Genomic DNA, 21,056 nt, shown 5'->3' with positions numbered 1-21,056 from the left:
GTTTTTGCTTGGTCAATGCAGTTCATTGTCATAGAGTGGCAAGTGTATTCAATGACCAAAGACCCATTGTCATTAGGTATTATTGGTTTGATGGAAGTGATACCTGCAGTAAGCATGGCACTTTTCGCTGGACACATTGTTGATCAAAAGGAGAAGCGAAACTTGCTGATAAAATGTATTTGCGGTTTCTCTGTTATTAGCTTCGGTCTGTTTATATTAAGTCTTCCGTCTGTTTTAGAAAGCTATGAAACCAAAGTTATTCTCTACGGTATTTATGCCTTGGTATTCTGTGGTGGTTTGGTACGCGCCTTTTTAGGACCTACTATATTTTCATTGATCGCTTTGATCGTTCCTAAAAAAATATACCCAAATGCTGCAACTTGGAGTAGTACAACTTGGCAAATGGCATCTGTATTAGGTCCGGCTTTAGCAGGATTTTCCATAAGTCTTATAGGTGTACATTGGTCTATGTGTGTCATCTTTGGTTTTTCATTATTGGCGTTGACAGCACTTTTCAATATTTCTAAGAAACCAATTTTAAATCCTAAGATAGGAGAACCAGTTTTTCAGAGTTTAAGAGAGGGATTAACATTTGTATTCAAGACCAGAGCGGTATTAGGTGCTTTGACATTAGATATGATTGCCGTACTTTTTGGTGGAGCAGTAGCATTGTTACCCATTTTTGCCCAAGATATATTGCATGTTGGTTCAGAAGGGTTCGGCGTATTAAGAGCTGCACCAGCAGTAGGTGCCGCGTTAACCATGTTGGGATCCACTAGATTTCCTTTACATAAAAATGCAGGAAAGAAATTATTAATTGCCGTATTTGGTTTCGGTGTGTGTATGATCATATTTGGACTATCTACCTATTTTTGGTTATCTGTAATTGCCTTGTTCTTAAGCGGAGCGGTAGACGGGGTATCAATGATTATTAGACAGACAATTTTACAATTAAAGACACCTGATAATATGCGTGGGCGTGTAGCTTCGGTAAATTCCATGTTCGTGGGTTCGTCTAATGAGTTGGGCGCTTTTGAGAGTGGCTTAACCGCAAAATTGATGGGTACGGTTACCGCAGTAGTTTTTGGAGGAACTATGACTTTATTGACAGTGGGGCTTACAGCAATTGTTTCCCCTAAGTTTAGAAAACTAGATTTACAGAAAGATGTAGAAGATCACGAGCGCTAACACGGTAGATTTGCATCATAAAAAAAGCCCCTTTATAAAGGGGCTTTTTTTATTGTAGGTAATGCTTAAGAAATTCATCATTAAGCGGGGAAATTTGTAGGTAAGCTTTAGATTTGGGAATCAACACTTATTCTAAACAACAGTGTAAAGATAGAACCAATGTCTAGTTAGTACTAACTTTTGTTGTGAACTGGAATATTTAACATGTAAGAAAAGGATTACATGTGGTTTGATAGGATATTAAGTTTTATTTTATCCATTTTCGATGAAACTTAAATAAGAATTGGGGATTGTTTAGTTGCCTTAGATCGACTAATTATTTTGAATTGTTTAATCCTAAAAAATATCTGGAACTTTTAGAAGTTAAGTAGATTCAAGATTGACAGAAAAACATAAAATATTAAAAAAGCCCCTAAAATAGGGGCTATTCTTTACATTTTGTACACTTAAAATTTGGGTTTTAAGCTAGGTAAACTTGTAGGTGATGTGAAGATTTGGGGTCAACACTTAAACTTAATAACACTGTAAAGATATAACGAAGAACTAGTTTTAAAAAACTATTGTTGTGAAAAGCATATTTTTTGTTGTAAGAAAAAGATTACAAAATGAATTGTGTATTTCATCGGTGTTTTTATGGAAGTTTAGCTAAACTCTTTCAGTGAAAGTTGCATACCGTCAAACTCGGCATAAGTGTAGTAATTGATCCAATCGCCCAGATTGGTATATTTTGAATTTTCTTTCAATTCAATTTCTAAAGGAAGATGTCTATGACCAAAGATGAAATGGTCGTAATGGTTGGTTTCTAGTTTTCTATGCGCGTAATGTACTAGCCATTCTTTGTCTTCACCTAAAAATTTGGCATCATCATCACCGCTGATTAATTTGTTGCTAACAGAAAGGTGTTTTGCCAAGCGAACTCCGATATCTGGGTGTAGCCATCTAAAGAACCATTTAGCTACCGGGTTGGTAAAGACCTTTTTCATTCTTTTAAACCCCTTATCATCCGGTCCTAATCCGTCGCCATGACCTATAAAAAAGGAAGCTCCGTTAATGGAGTATTGCTGAGGTTTATGATACACGGGTATATTGAGTTCTTCTTCAAAGTAACCGTTCATCCAAAGGTCGTGGTTACCGACAAAGTAGTGTATTTGAATGCCTGCATCAGACAGTTCTGCAAGCTTTCCTAATGTTCTGGTAAATCCTTTCGGGATAACGGTTTTATATTCAAACCAAAAATCGAACAAATCGCCCATCAAGAAAATCACTTCGGCATCCGACTTAATCATATCTAACCAACGAATAAACTTTAGCTCTCTCACTCTACTTTCTTCCATAGTAGGTGCGCCCAGGTGGTTATCGCTAGCAAAATATATTTTTTTTCCTGCAGGAAGGTTAATGTTCGTCATCAGGATGTAAATATAATAACTGTTTTGCGTACCAAGGGAATACGTGGATTAAAATAAGCACTTGTGAATCTAAATTACACAGCGGCATCTTTCTCGTTCAGTACTATTTTTATAGGCAGGTGATCGCTATAACCTTTGTCGTTAAATGTAGATGAATTAGGTCTGCCAAATTTTACGGGTTTTTGGTAAGAACCAGAAGTTAGTTCTGGGTAGGCAATGATTTCAGCAGTACTTAATTTAAATGGTAAATCTGATTTCTCTGATAAAATACTCTTTGAAATCATGAATTGATCTAGCAGGTTGTATTCATTACCAAATACAAAAGTACCTATCTGCGCATCTAAAAACCGATGCATTACATTGTAGAAATACTTTAGTCGCACTCTATTACTTTTCACCAAAGCTTTGTTGTTGATGGCTTTTAAATAGGCTGTAATACTCTTGTTGAAGGGATTGTCATTGAAATCTCCCATTAATATGATGTTAGCATCATTACCTTGCTCCTCGTAAATCCTTTCGATCCAATAAGATAAATTTTCGGCTACCATAATTCTAAACGGTTCACTTTCAAGTTCACCGCCGGATCTAGAAGGCCAATGATTTAAAATACAGATAAGCTTATTACCATTGGCAGTGTTGATATGTACTTGAAACAAATCTCTGGTAGTGTTTCTCTTTATAATACGTAGGCTGAACGTCTGTTGTTCAGGTCCGTATTTGGTTTTATCATAAATAAGCGCGGTATCTATACCTCGTTTATCTTCCCCTTCAGAAATGACATAACCATAGTTTTTGTCAAGTGCCGTGCTCATGGCTTCAATAAGAAGCTCTATTACATATTCATTTTCTACTTCGCACACTCCCAATAAATCAGGACCTGCACCATTATTGAATTTTGATATGACCGCGGTAAGATTGGCAATTTTCTGGTCAAGAATGGTAGCGCTCCACCCTTCAAGTTCTTTGCCTAAATGATTATTTAAAAATTCACTTCGTCTAGGTGAGTTATCAACATCGAATAAGTTTTCAAGATTCCACCAGTAAATATGATGCTTGGTCATGTTGTTATATATTAAGGAGTTGCCTTAAAAATAAAACAATTTAAAAGCTTTTAAGAAAGTAAAAGGTTAAGTTTTGTTGAACTTAATTGTCACTTGCATGCCACTCTGCAAAAGAAGTATCTGTTTCTTGCAGTTTAAGTGAGAACAATGAAATATTTTCTGGTAACCTAGATTTTATTTTTGCGGCAAAATCGATAACCATATTTTCACTGGTAGGCTGATAATCTGCTAAGATTACATTGTGCCCTCTATCAATCAATTCTTTTGCTAATTCTACGTGAGGTGTATTTTTATTAAAAACGGTAGCGTGATCAAAAACGTCAACGATATCTTCTTTGACTATTTTTTTAAGATCTCCAAAATCGATTACCATACCCAATTTAACGTGATTGGTATCTGTAATAGGTTTTCCTATAACGGTTACAGATAATTTATAGCTATGACCATGTACATTTCTACATTTACCGTCATAACCGTACAGTGCATGGCCGGTTTCAAAATTGAATTGTTTCGTAATACGAATATTGCTCATAACCTAAAATTGTACGGCAAAGGTAGGGAAAGTTTGAACGCGCTTGCAGCAAAATGTTATTCTAAAACAATGGCTGTTTTTCCTGTTATTAAGCTAACGTGACAGCAGTCTGCCGCAACTTCATAGGCTTCATTAATGACCTCTTCATTGGCAATTGAACCTTTAAAAGTAAGAGTCGCAGTCGAATTTTGATATTGAACACGATTGGCATCACTAATTATAGGGTAGATACCTTGTTCTTTTAGGTATTGATATTCATCGCCATTGAAATCTGCTGCTAGGTTTTTACCTGTCTCGGTATCTATTACCTCATAACTATCTAAAGCTATGGGTTCGCCCAAAGCGTCTTTTACACTGACCGTAATGGTAACGAAATTAAGTGTACAAATCGTATTAGAGCAATCTTGCTGTTCAGTAGTATTGCCCTTATCATTACAGGCAACGAGAAATATAGAAAATACTACAAATATAATTTTTGCGAACATAAAACGGATTTTATGATAAGATGATGAGTTACCGATTAGTTGCGTAAGGTGTTTACTTACCTTTTGTATTTCTTCTTTGCACGCATTTTGTTCACGACATAAATGATCAAAACTGAAAGAGCAAGAACGGGAAATACTAGGTTACCGTTTAAAAATTGAAAGAATTCCATACTAATTATTTAGAAACAGAACGACGCCCTGTTTCAGTTATTGTTTATTTTTTAAATTTAGACAGTGCATTTCTCGTAAAATCGGAAAGAGCTAATTTACCGGTGATAGCTGCGCGGTCTGTCAATAAGGTATCCCAATGGTCGGTGCCTTCCCATAAAACTTTCTTCCATTCGGTTAAAGCATCAACATTATAGCTTGCCAGTTTATGAATAAAGAAATCAAGTTCTTTGTCCATTTCGTCTGCAGAGTCATATACTTTATTGAACAGTCCTTTTTCTTGAGCCCAATAAGCACTTTTCCATTCTGTAGGTGCCAAAGACATTTCGCCCATGGCCGCGTTACCTATTTTACGTGCTACGGCAGGCGCAATCACTAAAGGTGCAATACCAATACTAAGCTCAGAAAGTTTAATAGATGAGTTTACGTTAGAATACACATAATCACAAGCAGCGGCAAGACCAACGCCACCACCAACAGTTTTGCCATGTACACGACCTACAATAACCTTTTTACATTTGCGCATGGCATTGATTACATGGGCAAATCCGCTAAAAAATGCTTTACCTTCTTCAAGGTTAGAGACCTCTAACAATTCATCAAAAGAAGCACCGGCACAAAACGCTTTTTCACCTTCAGATTTTAACAAGATTACAGATATAGCTTCATTATCTGAAAGCTCATTAATAGTATCTGTTAAACGTTCTAGAAGTTCAGAAACGAAAGAATTACTTGCAGGATGCCCAAATTCTACATGAGCAACTTTACCGTCTATTCGCGTATATAAACTTCCATTTTTTCTTGTGGTGACCATAGCATTTTGTTTGCCTCAAAATTACGGATTTTGCAATAAAGGTTTGAATTTGTTTCTAAACTTCCACACTAGGGCAGCGCCTCTAATAAACATCCAAACGGTAAAAGCCAGCCAAATTCCCGTTAATCCCCAGTTGAGGTATTTGCCTAAAAAAAGCATAGGTACAAACCCTAAAAAAGTAGCTACGAGCAAGGTATTGCGCAAGTATTTCATTTCACCAAGACCTTTAAACACTCCGTCCAGAACAAAGGCGGTACTATTAAAAGGAAGTCCTAGAATAATAATATAAAAGATGCCATAAAAAGCGGATAGCACTAAAGGTTCATTAGAAAATAAGCTACCCAAGGGTTTGTAAAAAATAGTAGCCAAAGCCATGATCACGAGGCTGACCAGTAGCCCGTATTTCGTAATTTTTTTTGCCAATAGCCAGAGTCCGTCATAATTGCGTTCCCCTAACAAACGCCCCCCCATAATATTACCGGCGGCACCATAGCCATCAATAAAAAAGGCAGAAAATAGCCAGAGGTTAATAGCAATGGTATGTGCGCCAATGTATTTATCGCCAAGAGCCGTAGCTTCACGAACAGCAAGGATTAGTGCGGTATTCAGTGCGATGGCACGAACGAACAAATTTAGGCTCATGACTACCAATCTACCAAGTTCTTGATGTACAGGTAATTTTAGTTTAAGGCTAATATCTGTCTTGGTAACAAGTAAATAGAAGGCCATGATGGCCATGATCGCTTGTGCCAATAAACTTGCATAAGCGGCACCTTCAAGATACATGGCAGGTATAATGCCTTCAATACCATATACAAATACAAAATCAAAAATTACGTTCAAGACTGCACCGGTAATGGCAATGACCATGGGCCAGTAGGTATTCTGTAATCCGCGGAAAATACCCATAACGGCAAAAACGAATAAAGTTAATGGAAACCCCCATACACGAATGGAGTAATAGCTAATGCAGTATTGCAATATTTTTCCTTTGGCATTTAAAAGCTCAAAGATTTCTTGAATGACAAAAATGGTAGAAAGCAAAACTAGGATACTCAAGGCTATGTTAAGGTAAATAGCCTGCGCAGGCAGTGTTTTAACTTCTTCTAATTTACCGGCACCTAAGTACTGCGAAATTATGGCGGAAATGGCACTACGGGTTTGACCAAGAATCCAGATGAGCATGGAAAGAAAAGAACCTACAATACCAGCAGCGGCAAGAGACTCTAATCCGTCCACCGGTATGTTACCCACAATAGCCGTATCTGTTATAGACAAAAGAGGTTCTGCTATACCTGCAATGGTAGCAGGTATGGCTAAGGCATTTATAGATTTTAAATTAACTGAGGTCTTCAAAAAAAAAGTTTTTCTATAGAACAAGTTCGTAGCAATGAAAAGGGTGTTCGCTTTGATTTAGGAAAAAGATATCTCCTAATTTGGTATACCCACGTTGCTCGTAAAATTTCTGATTTCGTTGGTTTTGGCTAAAGGTATCTAACCTAACCGATAGCGCATTATTTTCTCTGGCAAAGTTTTCTGCAAAACCCATTAAACGCTGGGCAAAACCTTTACTTTGATATTTAGGGTGTACCGCTAGGCGATGAATGTAATAGTTTTTAGCATTTTCTGTAAGCCATTCAACAGATTTATATTCTTCGTCCATAAAAAGCGAAACAACAATACAGCCCACTATTTCGTTATTGAGGTGTAGTACATAAAGTTCATTACGTTCTATATCATTTTTAAATGCCTGTTTAGAAGGATATTCCGTTGTCCATTGGTAAATACCATTGCCTTCCATAGCAATTCTACAAGCATCTGTCATGAGAAGAATTTCTGGTATTTGCGATATCTTTGCCTGTATTATCATAAAATGAATTTAATTAAATTGTAAATTTAGAGTTATAATCAATACTTTTTATCATGATGAATATTCTTGTTCCGATCGGGACCTCCACAAATGCAAATCAAACCTTACAATACGCAGTAGATTTTGCACAAGACTTTGATGCGGAAATATATGTAATGGAGGTGTTCAATGTCAGCGGTAAAACAGGAACGTTAACCAATGTTACACAGAAGGTAGCTGATAATTCTAAAGAACGATTAAAGGAAGTAGTTGGTACGGTAGATATAAAAGATGTTTCCATAAAAATAGCAAGCTTTAACGGTGAGCTAAAAGATGGACTTAGAGAAATTGATAAGGGAATAGGAATTGACCTTATTATATTAGCGCCAAGAAGTAATGATATTCAAGAAGCGAATTATCTAGGTCAAACTTCTGGAGCCATTATCAAAAGAACGAACATACCAACATTGATTGTACCTAAAGGAACAACATATAAATCTTTTGAGAATATTTTGGTAGCCTTTAAATCTGGTATTCTAAAAAGAAAGCGAATTCTTGATCCGTTAATTGAAATTCAGAATAAGCATAATGCAAACGTGAATTTATTGATGGTTAAAACACCAGGATATTCAGATGACGATTTAAAGATAAACACGGCATTGATGGATATCAGTTCACAATTGACTTTTACAGAAAACTCAACTACGTATCATGGCGTTTTAGAACATTTTCAAGCAAAACACCCCGATTTATTGTGTGTTTTTAGAAGAAAACGTGGGTTTTTTAAGAAATTATGGGAGAAAAGCACCATTTCAAAATCAGAGTTTTATGCTCCAGTACCGGTCTTGGTATTAAGTGTAAAGAAAGATTAAGTAGTACTTTGCTAGCATAGTAAAATGTATTTTCTTTGAGCTTCTCGAAAAGCGGGGGATTAGCTCAGTTGGCTAGAGCGCTTGCCTGGCAGGCAAGAGGTCACCGGTTCGAATCCGGTATTCTCCACATAAAGCTTCCGTTTAGGAAGCTTTTTTTGTTTCGTTTAATTTGTTATCATAATTATACTGAATTAAAGCGTAGAGTAAGCTTTTAGGAAGGTCACAGGATTCTATTAATTAATACTACCTGTAACGGTATAGTATATTTCAGTATCCGTGGCACCAGGTTGAGAGAGAACACTCGCTGCTACTCTAAATTGAATTGGAATATTATCACGACAACCTGTAAATTCAAAAACCTTTATGGCAGCAGTATTGTCAGTAGGTAAAACAATATAATTACCTCCATTTTCGGGGTATAAATCTCTAGTTCCGTTTACAGGTACGGCATCATAAGGTATACTTACAGGAAAACGCGTGCCGGCATTGGAAAAGGTTCTTGCCTCTAATACTAAACCAGTTGGGGCATTTTGTAGATGCATAAAAACCTTATATTTATATATGTTGGCAGAGCAGTTTTGAGCAGAGCTTTGAAATGTACTTGGGTCTAGCCTAAAAGTTATTTGAACTTCGCTAGCACCCGTTTCATAACCAATAGCACCATCATCTTCACCGGCTTCACTTACTAGGTCACCTAAAGTTTGAGAGTATGTTGGGCCTGCAGTACCGTATAAAGTGCCAGGCAATAATTGACCAGAGCAGCTAAATGTATAGCCTATAATGAGTATGTATTTAAGAAATGCTTTCATATTTAGTTTATAACAAGTTCATAGACTATTTCAAAACCCACGGGTAACGAACCACCATTAGAATTTGTAATTGTATAGCGAATTTGAAAGCCTTTATTTACACCGTCATTAGTAAACCCTCTAGCAATATCGGTTATTATTATTTGTGGTGTTTCGCTAATTACAAATTCATTAGTATTGGCAATACCTGTGTCCCCTGTACCATCAACACTTAAGGCATTTAATAATTGAATTTTTATTTCAAAGCCAACCGGTACAGGTTGATTGCAGTACACTTGTGCGTTGTAGGTATCTGCATTTGCCGATCTTGAGGTTATATTTAACCATAAATCTTCATTTACCGCTCCACCTGCTCCTGCAAATACAGGAAGCCCAGCTTCTAGGGTGTTTGGATCAACAGTAAAAGAAATGGTATTGTTTATTTCTGGTTCTACATCTATAATTTGAACTTCCAATAAATTCATACTTAAAAATTGATAACCTTGCGCGCCGCCTATTACAAAATTACTCGGATCACTTGCATCTAAAGTTTCTTGAGCAGCTAATGTGCTTATGCACAAAAACAAAAATATAGTATAGAAAACTTTTGTCATACTTACATTTTTATTGAAAATTCTGATTGCTTAAATTTTACAATTCTCTTTTTCTTTTTTAATATAATTTTGGTAGTAACTATTTCACCTTCTTTAAGGGTTACATGTTGTTTTAGATGTAATGGTTTAAGGTCGTAATCATTTTTCAACCTCATTATTTTAATAGTATAGTTACCTGGTACGATTGATTTAATTTCAAAAGAGCCATTTTTTTTAGATTCTGTATAATATGTATGACTAGAGCCTTCTAGTTTAATGTAGCCATGTAAATCTATTTCTTTATCTGTATTTGTAGTATCGTTAATGGTTAACTTTCCAGTTAAGGTAGCAGCTCTAACAAGTTCAATATTTAACTGAGCAATATTATCTTTTTTGATGTCAATCTCTAACGGAATTCTTTGGGTACAGACCACCCCAAACGGCAATGTAGATTCGTCTATCATTATAAAATTATTGCCAAGAGGTAAATTCTTAAGTTCAAAATTCCCAAATGCATTGGTATATGTATCTTTTCCAGAACCGTGCAATTTAATTTTATTGATATTAATAGTTTTATCTTTTGCCGATATGGTTCCTGTTAACGACCCTCTCCAGTTTATTCTTTTCAAGGGTGCTCCAAATAAATAAGTGTATTTAAGATAACTGAATATTTCTTTATTATTCGAAGCCAAAGCATTTTCGTAATAATTTAATCTGGCAGATAGTCTGTGAATTTTATTGATTTTTGTACTGAAATTTATGTTTATAAAATCTCTTTGTAAGTAATTTTGTTCTGGGCTAAACCCACTATTATACATTGCAGATAAATTTAATCTTCCTTTTAAATTTAGGTTGAAACCCATTCCGTAATTGTAGAAGTTGGTGATATTTCCAGACGCTCCATATCTATTGGTATAGTTATGATTTAAATTGGCACGTAAACCAAGGGAGGGTGATACTTGGTATGATCCACTTAAATTGTTCCCATAGGTGCTTCTATATGAGGTATCTTGACTTAATAAATTTTTGGTTTTGGAGACCCTGCCATTAAAAGATAAACTGAGCCCTTCATTTAAATACCTGTACGTATAGTCAAAACCATATTCTTTGTAATGGTAACTTTTTATTAGTTGTTTGTCTTCTCGTAACACGTTGTTAAACCTTATATAGGTATGGTTTTTTTGATTTATCTTATAGTTTCCTGTTATGAAATAGTTTTCATAAAATGGCTCTGGTAGAGAGTATATGGGGTTGTACCTTTCATTTATTTTAGATAGTGCTTGCCCTGCACCTAAACCCCATTTTTCTTGAAAGTAATTTAAATTGTTAGAATATCTAAAACTATTACCAAGACCTCCAAAGTAATCTTTACCTGCGAGGGTAAAACTACCATTGTAGTTAAAATCTTCATACTTTTGGTTTACGCGTAAATCGTGTGCCGTACCAATACTTTCATCAGTAAAACTTATAGAAGATTCGTGATTAATTAATGTTTTCTCAGTTTTGTAATTCGATTCTAAAACAAGGATTTGACCAGATTTCATTTCTATTTCTGGCGATAACCCAGTGTCAATTAATACATTTTCTTTAGATTGAGATAGTGATGCGCCAATGTTGAATGTATTGGAAATTTGTTCTTGAATTTTAAAGCCTACTAAAGATTCGGTATAGGAAAATGCCAATCTTGGTTTGGAATAAAATCCGGTTAGGGTTGTATTGTTAGTTTTGTAATCTACCTTGAGTCCAAATCCATATCTACTAATAAACCCTAATCTGTTTGGTCTATAGCTATAATCACCAAGAATAATATTCAGTTCGTTTTTATAATCATATTCAAAACTATATTGATCGTTCATGCCAAACCTGTTAATAGTATTTTGGTTAGGCGTTCTAATAATAAAATCAAAAAAATGAGTCTTGTTTTGGTCAAAATAACCATCACCTTTAGCCTCAACTAAAAATGAAGAGAATTTATTATCTTGTGAATAGAAGGAGTTATAATAGAGGCTAGCTTCTATTGGAAACCTAAAATAATCATCTTCGTCTTCCATTTTAACTGGGTATACTTTTGTTGTAGCATAACCTCTAACTGTTTCGTTAGTGGCACCTACCCTAACAACGTTTAAGTGAACATTTTCAGTTCTAATTTTTCCAAAATTTTTGTCAGTTTCTTTTGTTATGGTAATGACTAAAGAGGAATCTGCAACAATTTCTCTAGTGGTTCCTCCTTTAAGGTCGTTTCCTGTATATAGAATGACCTCTTCGTCAACATTACCCTTATTAAGTATTTCAAATTTATTTATAATAGTTTCGCCTGCTACAACAATTTCTGGTGATGAAAGTTTGTTAATTACTAGACGATGATATTCAGGAACAAAGATTTCTAAAGGAATAGATTGTAGAACCGCTAGCTCTGCAGTTACTAAATGCAATTTTGCTCTTCTTGATCCTGGGATTACGTCATTGGGTACATAGACGGTTATAAATACTGATTTTCTCTCATAAGGTAATAATTTACCTACAGATTCGCCAGAAATAATTTCCCAGTTATCCTCTATGTCTAAAACTGTTCTTATGAATTGTGTTTTGTTAGATTTATTTTCTACCTCGGCAACAATGGTATGCTTTGCCGCAGGTGACATGTTGCGCAAAGCGTCATCGTTTTTAATGCGAAGTTCTACTTGTGCTAGAATACCACATGAAAACAATAAAAGGAAAGTGTTAAGTAATATTTTCTTCAACATGAGTTGGTTTAAATAGATATAGGTAGGTAGACCTTTAATCTATATTAAGTTGAAGGTTTGTACCTGTAAACGATTCCCTCGATTCTGCTATAAGGACACAGTCATATTTTCCTTTAGGTAATTCGGATAGGTTTAAGTTATAATCTCTACAGAGATCAGGGAATACAAGTAATCTTTTACTTGTAAATTCTTTAATCTTGTCTCCTTGTTCGTTGTATACCTCTAAAGAAAGTTCAGTTGCTTCGGCAAATCGCCCTTTATTCTTGAGTTTTATTTGTAGGTTTTTGTTATTTACATCTGGCGCAAGAACATCTTCGAATTCAATGTTTACTTCATCAAAAGAGTTGACATGTGTAATTAAACCTACAGCATATTGAATTTTTGTTCCTAAACCAATATTGTCGTTAACAATTTCTTCTTTAATAGGTTTTTCTACCGAGACCATTAAAACAGACCAAAAAGATCCTTGAAGTTCAGTGTCTTTAGGTATTTGTATAGAAAATTTTAAAACATACTGTTCTTTAGGTGCTAATACATGTTCGTTGACATTATTGGTAACCCAAGAAGAAGAAGAAGAGACCGGTTTTTCTAAAGTTGTAAATCTCCTATCCATATCACAAGAATAAATGGCCTCTTGTAGTTCAAAAGTTACACGTTCTTGCGACGAAGAATAATTAACAAGCACTATTTCTCCAGATATAACATCTCCGGAAGTACCTGAGTAAATATGAGTAAGTCCGTTTACCACTGCAACATTTGCAAATGAGTAAAAAGAAGATAATAGGATAAAAATTAGTTTGGTAAATTTCATGGTATTATTTTAATTAAAAGATGTTGCTCTTTAAATGCCTAATACCTCAGTATTTTATGCTACAATAAGATTTTGGGAAAAACTTTATTTAGGTATGCTAAATTGTAAATACGGATTGGGACCACTATTAATTAGAGACCCCAATCAATATTTGTTATTATTATAAATCAGATAAGGTATATCTTAGAGTTGCAGAATACAGACCTGCTTGGTAGTCGGCAAAATTTCCATTTTGTTCTAAAGCATAAGTTATTCTCACACCTTGTGCTTCATCACCGGTATACACACTCTCAATACTGCTTACTAAATTTGCGTTGGTTCCTATTGCGGTAGTTGTACCTAATGCAACACCACCTGCAGTAACAGTTCCGGCAGAATCTACGGTACCGCCATTTGCAACGACAACAGGGGCTTCTGGTGTTATTCTAAGGTCAAAGTTTGCTGGGAAAGTACTACCAGCTTCCATTTGCACATCAATTTGTCTGGTTACATCATAACCAGAACCACCAGCACCAGTAACACTGGTATAATTAAGCCATAGGTCTGTGTATCCAAGAGCGGTAAAATCATAAAGGCCTGCTTCAGAATTTGTGCCGGTAGCAGTAGCATCGGCCATATTAAAGTTAATATCTGCAGCTTCAAAACCTGTATTGGCATCGTAGATGTCAATTAAAGCTACTTCAGGAATGGACACGTTTAACGGATGTGTCGCAATGTTAGTGTCATTGTTATCTTGAGATATTCCCATTTGGGTTACAGCACATAGAATAACGGTTGGTAATAATTTTGTCAATTGCATTTTAAAGGTTTTTGATTATCAATAGTTTTATTTTATATATTAAGTTGATAACTTTTATGACTATACTAGTAACTGTACGAGCAATTAGTATTATGCTATCGCAAAATATATACAACCATAACGACAGCACTAGGAAATTTCGTACACGACAAATATATATTTTCTGTAGTTATTAATCTATTATATTTATTAATACCAGTGTTTATAGTACTTATAGAAGGATGATATTTTTTTATTTTATGTAAAATTTATCTCTTTTATTACCAAAATTTGAAAAATATTTGTAGGAAATTTAATTTTCCTACAAGAAAATGACTCATTTCTGTGCCTTAAATTTGTCAGATTAAACAAATTTTCAACTCTAATTTTATAAAATAGATTTCAGGTTTATCAATAGAAGTTTTATTAAAGTTTGGTTCTTCTATACTTCATTCTTAAGAAGAAAGACACAGCTATGCTGTTTTAGAAGTTTTAATAATTAAATTGGGAAGTAGTTCATCAATCAAATTATTTACAGGTATGATAGCGAAATGAATAGGTTCGTTTAATTTATGACAAAACTTATATAGTTGCAGTGTTACTAAAGGCAGCTTAACAAGGGAAACTAAATTTAGAAGATTCTATAAATGACAAGCTGTCTTTTAGGGTAGCACATTTTAATTTAAGAGTACATGTATTAACATGTGTCAATTAGCGGGTTATACTTGGGGTGTAAGTAGAAAGCGTTTTCAAAATGCCGTCCGGTAGTTTGTACAATTATTCTAATATTGGTTCAGGTTTGGCGTCGTATGTATTAGAATAGGCGTAGGGAGAATCGTTGCCAAGTTTTTGCAACAATATTTTTTAATCTGCTTGGATAAAGAAAATGTACTAGAATTTATTGCAATTAGTAACGAAGACCGGTTTTAGTTGAAAAAAAGAATAGTATGAAAAATGAAATCAATACCATTTGGTTAGACCTTAATGAAGAATTGTATCATTTTATTCTGGGTAAAGTTAAAGATGAGCAACAGGCAAAAGATATTCATCAAGATGTGTTCTTAAAGATACAGAATAAAGTTCATCAACTGCAGCACACGTCTAAACTGACATCTTGGGTATATCAGATTACGCGAAATACGATTATAGACCATTTTAGAAAGCAACAAAATCCTACTATAGATGTGGTAGATTTTGATATGCCAGAGCAAGAAGCCCATGATTTTGACTATTCCAAATTGACCAATTGCATTAATAAGAAAATAAGTGAGTTATCTGACCAACATAAAGAAGCTATTGTCTTGACTACGTTTCAAGAATATTCTCAAAAAGAGCTGGCAAAGCATTTGAACATATCGTATTCGGGTACAAAATCAAGAGTTCAAAAAGCTAGGGAAATTTTAAAAGTTCAGTTGCTTTCTTGCCCCAATGTAGCCTCTGATCCATCAGGTAAATTACTCGATTTTGAAAATAATGAAGAATAGTTACGTCTTTTTCTAATGTAGTACGTCTATCTATTATAAACCTTAATTAAGTTATGATGGATGATCAAAAACAAGTTACCGTACAAATACTAAATGCTTTTACTGAAAATGATAAAGGCGGCAACCCTGCAGGTGTTGTATTGAATGCCGATGCTTTATCGCATGAAAATAAATTAGCTATTGCCCAGAAAGTAGGACTTTCAGAAACCGCGTTTATATCGCATTCTAAGACGGCAGACTATAAACTAGATTTCTACACACCCACCAAGCAAATAGCACATTGTGGGCACGCCACCGTTGCCGCTTTCTCCTATTTAAAACAATTGGGATTATTAAAAAGTAATTCTTCTTCTAAAGAGACCATAGACGGAAATAGAAAAATTGAAATACAGGGCGATTTGGCATTTATGGAGCAATTGGCACCAACATTTGTAGACCCAGTAGATAGGGAGAACGACATTTTAAATTCCTTAGGATTGAGCAAAACAGACTTGCTGCCAAATGCACCAATGCAAGTGGTCAATACCGGAAATTCTTTTCTGTTGATTCCTGTGAAAGATGCAAAGACGTTAGAAGATATTGCGCCAAATTTTGATGCCATAGAGCGCATCAGTGAAGCATATGATTTAATAGGATATTACATATTCACCACCGATGCAGCAGCAGAGATTGACGCCACTGCCAGAATGTTTGCACCACGTTATGGCATCCTTGAAGAAGCAGGTACAGGAATGGCCGCAGGTCCGTTAGCAAGTTATTTGTTTCATGTGTTGCAGATAAAGAAAACCACGTTTAAAATTCAGCAAGGCAAATACATGAGTCCGCCATCGTCAAGTGCTATTGAAGTACAATTGCAATTGGAAAATGAAATAATAACCGGATTAATGGCTGGTGGAAAAGGAGTAGTGGCAGCGCAGGTTGATATTGATTTTACTGAATAATGGTGAAATGGTGAAGACAACTATTGTCATTTTGAGCGTAGTCGTAATACTCCTATGCTAATACTTACCTTTTTAGTTTGCCATTAGTGATTCTATACGTTTTAAAGGCTAAAACTGGAAGATTTGAGTTTAAATGTTAAACTTGTTATGTTTATTTAGAATAAGTTAAAATAATTTGCTTGTGTCTAGGTGATGAATTAGATTTGACCTCTATTTAAAATAAATCTAAATAAAATATAATGAAAAGAGTTATTCTGGCGGTAGGTTTTATCGGTCTAACATTAGTAGGTTGTTCATCAGATGATGATTCAGCAGCAGAAGTTGTAATAGACAATTCTACCGAGGCTTCAGCGGTAATAGAAAATTATGCAGACTTAGTATTGGCTAATTATCAAGCAGCTTTAGTAGACGCAGAAGCTATGAATGTAGCTATACAAATTTTTGTGACAACACCAACAGAAGAAAATTTTGAGGCGGCCAAAGAAGCTTGGTTGACTTCAAGAGAAAGCTATGGTCCTTCAGAAGCGTTTCGTTTTGCAAACGGACCTATAGATACGGGAGATACCCAAAAAATAGAGGAGTATTTAAACTCATGGCCATTAGATGAAGCACATATTGATTATGTAGAAGGTGATGAAACTGCAGGAATTGTAAATAATGCGGAAGATTTTCCAATAATATCCAAAGAAGTTTTAACTGGTGAAAACGGTAATGGTGGTGAAGAAAATGTTGCTATTGGTTACCATGCAATCGAATTTTTACTTTGGGGTCAAGATTTAACGGCACCTTCTGAAAATTTAGCAGGGCAAAGAGTTTATACTGATTTTGTAGATGGTGGTACTGCTGCTAACCAAGATCGTAGAAGAGCGTATTTAGCGGTAGTTGCTGATTTGTTGACAGATCATTTACAAGTTGTAATTGATGAGTGGACAGGTGCTTACAGATCAACTTTTCTGGCTTTAGACGAAGATGAAGCGTTGGATAATATGATCAGCAGTATTGCAGAGCTATCAAGAAGCGAATTGGCTATTGAGCGTATGGCCGTAGCATTACAAAACCAGGACCAAGAAGATGAGCATTCTTGTTTCAGTGATAACACAGACAGGGATATTAGGTTGAACTTGGCAGGTATTGTAAATGTATATACCGGGGCATATGGTAATGTTAGCGGTAGTTCTATACAAGACTTGGTAGAAGAGGCAGATGCTGATTTAGCTTCAGAGTTAGATGCTTTGTTGGCTACAGCGGTTGCAGATGTAGATGCAACATTAGACCCTTTTGATTTGGCAATAGTTGACGGTGAATCTAGTGTAGAAGGAGCAAAAGTACAAACAGCCGTACAGGCATTGGTTGCCTTTGGCGATAAGCTTTTAGAAGCTAAAGTTGCTTTGGATATCGATTAAATATAAAGTAATGCACTTATTGTATAATGGATTGTGTTAAGCGGTCCTGTTTAACGGAATAGTAAATTAAAACTGGATTTTTTTAAAATCCAGTTTTGTTGTTATATAAAATGAACAGAATTTCAATAACGTTTTTATGTCTGCTGCTTATTATTGTTGCCTCTTGTGGTAAAGATGAGGTAATTATTCCCTTAATGGCAGAGGAAGGAGAAGAACTATCTGGTGGTTCTACATCATCAAGTAATTTTTCTGCAGAAGCCTTTGGTTTTGCATCCCCAGATCTTACGTTCGATGAACGTGTAACCTTTGGGGTGGGCAATTCTCTTTTTAATCAAAGTTGGGTAACTGCACCGGCATCTACAACCGCAAGAGATGGTCTAGGTCCTTTTTTCAATGCTAGAAATTGTTCTGGGTGCCATTTTAAAGATGGTAGAGGGCGTCCTCCAGAGTATGATGGTGAGTTTTCAACCGGTCTTTTGCTACGCCTGGGTGTTTTACAAACCAATGAAAACGGCGGAAATATTGGTGATCCCATATATGGTACACAATTTCAAGACAATTCTATTTTAAGCGTTGATAAAGAAGGTACGATCATTGTCACCTATACTCCTTTAATAGAAACCTATGCAGATGGTACCGAGGTAGCTTTGCAAATGCCAGAATATTCATTTACTGGTCTAAGTTATGGTGGTTTAAGTGCCTTAACAAGAATATCGCCCAGAGTAGCCAATCAAATGATTGGTTTGGGGTTGTTAGATGCTATACCAGAAGCAACCTTATTAAGTTATGCCGACCCTAATGATGCTGATAACGATGGTATTTCAGGGAAAACCAATCTAGTCTACGATGTTGAAACGGGAACTAAGGTGATAGGTCGTTTTGGTTGGAAAGCCAATCAACCCAATATAAAACAACAAGTAGCGGCTGCATTTTCTGGAGACTTGGGTATAACGTCATCACTTTTTCCTAATGAAAACTGTCCCGATCCTTTAGATTGTAATGATTATCCCAACGGGGGCACACCAGAAATACCGGATGATAACTTAGAAAACGTCACCTTTTATGCCGCTTCGTTATCGGTGCCTGAAAGAAGGGATGTTGACGATCAAGATGTTTTAGAAGGTAAAGAGTTGTTCGTAAGCATAGACTGTGCTAAATGCCACATACCAAAACTAGAGACCGGTGTATATGAAATAGAGGCATTGGCCAACCAGACCATTCGCCCTTATACAGATTTATTGTTGCATGATATGGGAGATGGACTAGCTGACGGTCTACCCGATTTTGATGCAAACGGCAATGAATGGAGAACACCGCCATTGTGGGGTATAGGATTAATAGAAACAGTAAATGGTCATACCAATCTATTGCATGATGGTAGGGCCAGAAATATAGAAGAAGCCATAGTATGGCACGGAGGTGAAGCTTTGGCTTCAAAAGAAAAATTCAAGGAACTTTCTGCAGAAGAAAGAAATAAAATTATTCAGTTTTTAAATACACTTTAAGAAGATGAAAAAGACAATAGTATGTATAGCATTGGTAGCGTTCGCATTTTCATGCGGTAATGACGATAGTGTAACTAATGAAGAACCCCAATCGTTACCTGTTGAAGAAGGGCGTAGCCAGCAAATATCAGATGTATATGATTATCAGATTAAGGTAAATCAAGCAGCACATGTGGCGGTTTTAAACAATTTGGTAACACAAAGCTTAGTCTTTAAGGAAACAGCTACTGAAACTGAGTTATTAGCTTTACAAGATGCTTGGAAAACGGCTTTTCTAAATTGGAAAAGTAATGAGGTATTTAACCTAGGTGCCATTCAAAGTTCGTTTATACATACTAGAATTAATCAATGGCCAACCAATTACGAGGCATTGGAAGAAAATATTGCAAGTGAAGAAACGCTGAACAATGATTTTGTATCAAGTGTAGGGGCAAATACTAAAGGGTACAGTGCCATTGAATATCTGTTATTTCATGAAAGCAATGCCGTAATACTTACCGAATTAACAACAGGTGAGAATGCCGAAAGACGCATGCAGTACTTATTGGCACTGATAGAAAATTTAGGGGAACAAGCAGAATTTTTACAAACGTTTTGGGAAGGTGTAGAACCTAGTTTTAAGAGTAATTTAGAGACCGGTGTCAATGGCAGTCAAAACCAAGTGGTCAATGCAATTATTGCCTCTTTAGAAGCTATGAAGGGTACTAAAATAGAAGAAGCGCTAAATGCCGAAACTGATGGTGAAACTTATTTTGAGGCATATAGGAGCAAAACCAGTAAAGAAGCCTTGATCGTTAACCTAAATACATTGTACAAAAGCTATTTGGGTGCATATGAAGCTCAAACAGGTTTTGGTCTAGATGATTATTTAATAGAGGTATTGAACAGACCAGATTTAGACATTGCGTTGCAAGAAGCTTTTGTAGTTGCCATGAGCGATTTGGAGGCTATTGACGGAGCAATTGAAGATACTTTGGTGACAGATGTTGCGGCACTTGAGACCCTTAGAACAGATTTACAAACAATTATTGGTTTGTTTAAGACAGATTTTTCAAGCGCGGCCAATATTGTGGTTACCTTTAATGATACAGATGGTGATTAAATAGTACAGGTAAATAAGTTAAAGCTTGTTACATCATAAGTACAGCAATTATAATTAAGGTTAAAAGCAACTTTTCATTACTAAGTTCTTTTAACCTTGTTTGTTTTTAATATAACACACTTCATAATTACGATTTCAAAATTGAATATTGTTTCTGAACTCCCTACTCTGTAAATAGCTGATTCATTTACCAAAAGAGATGGATGATGTAGTTTTCAGTTACCGTTTCTAAATTCCGTTATAACACCAACTTCTAATTATTTTTCTTCATTTACGGTTTACCGTAATGCTACACAATTGGAAAATACTACCTTTCTTATCGGTTCTAAAACACTACTTCCCTCTGCCGTTTTAGAATGTTATTATATTATTTAATATTTAGGTGTAAAGTAACTTGTTGCTTTATATCATTGTTGGGGACAATTAGACAAGAATTATGGAAAAAAACGAAATTGATCAAATAATCAATGCTGTCGAAGAAATAGAAAAGGAAGATTTAAGTTTTTTAGTTACAAAAAAAGATGGTACGAAT

Annotated in this window: 19 protein-coding genes and 1 tRNA gene; 8 read left to right on the top strand and 12 right to left on the bottom strand. The window is 35.4% G+C overall.

Features of this window, described 5'->3' with window-relative positions; all coding sequences use genetic code 11:
- A partial coding sequence (locus ABJI11_RS04940) for an MFS transporter (RefSeq protein ID WP_348349964.1) occupies positions 1-1,188 on the top strand: 1,188 nt, incomplete at its 5' end.
- Positions 1,189-1,829: 641 nt separating this feature from the next.
- Here ABJI11_RS04940 and ABJI11_RS04935 read toward each other — a convergent pair.
- From ABJI11_RS04935 to ABJI11_RS04905, 7 genes are all read right to left on the bottom strand, one after another.
- Positions 1,830-2,594 (bottom strand): UDP-2,3-diacylglucosamine diphosphatase, encoded by a 765-nt coding sequence (locus tag ABJI11_RS04935; RefSeq protein ID WP_348349962.1) that lies wholly within the window; start codon positions 2,592-2,594, stop codon positions 1,830-1,832.
- 74 nt (positions 2,595-2,668) lie between these two features.
- Positions 2,669-3,655, bottom strand: a complete 987-nt coding sequence (locus tag ABJI11_RS04930) for a hypothetical protein (protein ID WP_348349961.1) — start codon at positions 3,653-3,655, stop codon at positions 2,669-2,671.
- 82 nt (positions 3,656-3,737) lie between these two features.
- Positions 3,738-4,187: a 6-carboxytetrahydropterin synthase gene (locus ABJI11_RS04925; RefSeq protein WP_348349959.1), complete on the bottom strand. Its 450-nt coding sequence runs from the start codon at positions 4,185-4,187 to the stop codon at positions 3,738-3,740.
- A 56-nt stretch (positions 4,188-4,243) separates the two neighbouring features.
- Positions 4,244-4,672 carry a hypothetical protein gene (locus ABJI11_RS04920; RefSeq protein ID WP_348349957.1) on the bottom strand — a complete coding sequence of 143 codons (429 nt, stop codon included), beginning with the start codon at positions 4,670-4,672 and terminating at the stop codon, positions 4,244-4,246.
- A gap of 214 nt (positions 4,673-4,886) precedes the next feature.
- Entirely contained in the window at positions 4,887-5,654 is a 768-nt protein-coding gene (locus tag ABJI11_RS04915) for an enoyl-CoA hydratase/isomerase family protein (RefSeq protein ID WP_348349955.1), read from the bottom strand.
- Between the two features lie 21 nt (positions 5,655-5,675).
- Positions 5,676-7,010 carry an MATE family efflux transporter gene (locus tag ABJI11_RS04910; protein WP_348349953.1) on the bottom strand — a complete coding sequence of 445 codons (1,335 nt, stop codon included), beginning with the start codon at positions 7,008-7,010 and terminating at the stop codon, positions 5,676-5,678.
- Between the two features lie 13 nt (positions 7,011-7,023).
- The gene (locus ABJI11_RS04905; protein WP_348349951.1) at positions 7,024-7,524 is read right to left on the bottom strand and encodes a GNAT family N-acetyltransferase; all 501 of its coding nucleotides are present in this window, start codon (positions 7,522-7,524) and stop codon (positions 7,024-7,026) included.
- A gap of 53 nt (positions 7,525-7,577) precedes the next feature.
- Here ABJI11_RS04905 and ABJI11_RS04900 point away from each other — a divergent pair, with 53 nt between their 5' ends.
- A complete protein-coding gene (locus ABJI11_RS04900) occupies positions 7,578-8,375 on the top strand; it encodes a universal stress protein (RefSeq protein ID WP_348349949.1) in 798 nt (265 codons plus the stop codon).
- Between the two features lie 53 nt (positions 8,376-8,428).
- A tRNA-Ala gene (locus tag ABJI11_RS04895) sits at positions 8,429-8,502 on the top strand.
- 106 nt (positions 8,503-8,608) lie between these two features.
- Here the strand turns inward: ABJI11_RS04895 and ABJI11_RS04890 are convergent.
- The 5 genes from ABJI11_RS04890 to ABJI11_RS04870 form a co-directional block, all read right to left on the bottom strand.
- Entirely contained in the window at positions 8,609-9,184 is a 576-nt protein-coding gene (locus ABJI11_RS04890) for a hypothetical protein (protein WP_348349947.1), read from the bottom strand.
- Positions 9,185-9,186: 2 nt separating this feature from the next.
- The gene (locus ABJI11_RS04885) at positions 9,187-9,777 is read right to left on the bottom strand and encodes a hypothetical protein (protein WP_348349946.1); all 591 of its coding nucleotides are present in this window, start codon (positions 9,775-9,777) and stop codon (positions 9,187-9,189) included.
- Between the two features lie 2 nt (positions 9,778-9,779).
- On the bottom strand, positions 9,780-12,500 hold the full coding sequence (locus tag ABJI11_RS04880) for a hypothetical protein (protein ID WP_348349944.1): 2,721 nt from the start codon (positions 12,498-12,500) through the stop codon (positions 9,780-9,782).
- Positions 12,501-12,534: 34 nt separating this feature from the next.
- Positions 12,535-13,311 (bottom strand): hypothetical protein, encoded by a 777-nt coding sequence (locus tag ABJI11_RS04875; protein WP_348349942.1) that lies wholly within the window; start codon positions 13,309-13,311, stop codon positions 12,535-12,537.
- Between the two features lie 160 nt (positions 13,312-13,471).
- A complete protein-coding gene (locus ABJI11_RS04870; protein WP_348349940.1) occupies positions 13,472-14,110 on the bottom strand; it encodes a hypothetical protein in 639 nt (212 codons plus the stop codon).
- 926 nt (positions 14,111-15,036) lie between these two features.
- Here ABJI11_RS04870 and ABJI11_RS04865 point away from each other — a divergent pair.
- From ABJI11_RS04865 to ABJI11_RS04845, 5 genes are all read left to right on the top strand, one after another.
- Complete coding sequence (locus tag ABJI11_RS04865; RefSeq protein WP_348349938.1) at positions 15,037-15,573, top strand: sigma-70 family RNA polymerase sigma factor; 537 nt, start codon at positions 15,037-15,039, stop codon at positions 15,571-15,573.
- A 53-nt stretch (positions 15,574-15,626) separates the two neighbouring features.
- Positions 15,627-16,514, top strand: coding sequence for a PhzF family phenazine biosynthesis isomerase (locus ABJI11_RS04860; RefSeq protein ID WP_348349936.1), 888 nt, complete (start codon positions 15,627-15,629; stop codon positions 16,512-16,514).
- A gap of 239 nt (positions 16,515-16,753) precedes the next feature.
- The gene (locus tag ABJI11_RS04855; RefSeq protein WP_348349934.1) at positions 16,754-17,917 is read left to right on the top strand and encodes an imelysin family protein; all 1,164 of its coding nucleotides are present in this window, start codon (positions 16,754-16,756) and stop codon (positions 17,915-17,917) included.
- 110 nt (positions 17,918-18,027) lie between these two features.
- Positions 18,028-19,422, top strand: a complete 1,395-nt coding sequence (locus ABJI11_RS04850) for a di-heme oxidoredictase family protein (protein WP_348349932.1) — start codon at positions 18,028-18,030, stop codon at positions 19,420-19,422.
- Positions 19,423-19,426: 4 nt separating this feature from the next.
- Positions 19,427-20,524, top strand: coding sequence for an imelysin family protein (locus ABJI11_RS04845; RefSeq protein WP_348349930.1), 1,098 nt, complete (start codon positions 19,427-19,429; stop codon positions 20,522-20,524).
- Positions 20,525-21,056: the final 532 nt, after the last annotated feature.

Origin of the sequence: Maribacter sp., assembly GCF_039968975.1 — a bacterium.
GTDB lineage: Bacteria > Bacteroidota > Bacteroidia > Flavobacteriales > Flavobacteriaceae > Maribacter.
This window is presented reverse-complemented; position numbering and strand designations above follow the sequence as displayed.

Excerpts from the sequence above, each read along its gene's own strand:
- ABJI11_RS04935 (WP_348349962.1), bottom strand. The coding sequence starts at position 2,594 with ATGACGAACATTAACCTTCCTGCAGGAAAAAAAATATATTTTGCTAGC.
- ABJI11_RS04880 (WP_348349944.1), bottom strand. The coding sequence starts at position 12,500 with ATGTTGAAGAAAATATTACTTAACACTTTCCTTTTATTGTTTTCATGT.
- ABJI11_RS04865 (WP_348349938.1), top strand. The coding sequence starts at position 15,037 with ATGAAAAATGAAATCAATACCATTTGGTTAGACCTTAATGAAGAATTG.
- ABJI11_RS04900 (WP_348349949.1), top strand. The coding sequence starts at position 7,578 with ATGATGAATATTCTTGTTCCGATCGGGACCTCCACAAATGCAAATCAA.
- ABJI11_RS04920 (WP_348349957.1), bottom strand. The coding sequence starts at position 4,672 with ATGTTCGCAAAAATTATATTTGTAGTATTTTCTATATTTCTCGTTGCC.
- ABJI11_RS04930 (WP_348349961.1), bottom strand. The coding sequence starts at position 3,655 with ATGACCAAGCATCATATTTACTGGTGGAATCTTGAAAACTTATTCGAT.
- ABJI11_RS04905 (WP_348349951.1), bottom strand. The coding sequence starts at position 7,524 with ATGATAATACAGGCAAAGATATCGCAAATACCAGAAATTCTTCTCATG.
- ABJI11_RS04845 (WP_348349930.1), top strand. The coding sequence starts at position 19,427 with ATGAAAAAGACAATAGTATGTATAGCATTGGTAGCGTTCGCATTTTCA.
- ABJI11_RS04885 (WP_348349946.1), bottom strand. The coding sequence starts at position 9,777 with ATGACAAAAGTTTTCTATACTATATTTTTGTTTTTGTGCATAAGCACA.
- ABJI11_RS04850 (WP_348349932.1), top strand. The coding sequence starts at position 18,028 with ATGAACAGAATTTCAATAACGTTTTTATGTCTGCTGCTTATTATTGTT.
- ABJI11_RS04860 (WP_348349936.1), top strand. The coding sequence starts at position 15,627 with ATGATGGATGATCAAAAACAAGTTACCGTACAAATACTAAATGCTTTT.
- ABJI11_RS04870 (WP_348349940.1), bottom strand. The coding sequence starts at position 14,110 with ATGCAATTGACAAAATTATTACCAACCGTTATTCTATGTGCTGTAACC.
- ABJI11_RS04890 (WP_348349947.1), bottom strand. The coding sequence starts at position 9,184 with ATGAAAGCATTTCTTAAATACATACTCATTATAGGCTATACATTTAGC.
- ABJI11_RS04855 (WP_348349934.1), top strand. The coding sequence starts at position 16,754 with ATGAAAAGAGTTATTCTGGCGGTAGGTTTTATCGGTCTAACATTAGTA.
- ABJI11_RS04925 (WP_348349959.1), bottom strand. The coding sequence starts at position 4,187 with ATGAGCAATATTCGTATTACGAAACAATTCAATTTTGAAACCGGCCAT.
- ABJI11_RS04875 (WP_348349942.1), bottom strand. The coding sequence starts at position 13,311 with ATGAAATTTACCAAACTAATTTTTATCCTATTATCTTCTTTTTACTCA.
- ABJI11_RS04915 (WP_348349955.1), bottom strand. The coding sequence starts at position 5,654 with ATGGTCACCACAAGAAAAAATGGAAGTTTATATACGCGAATAGACGGT.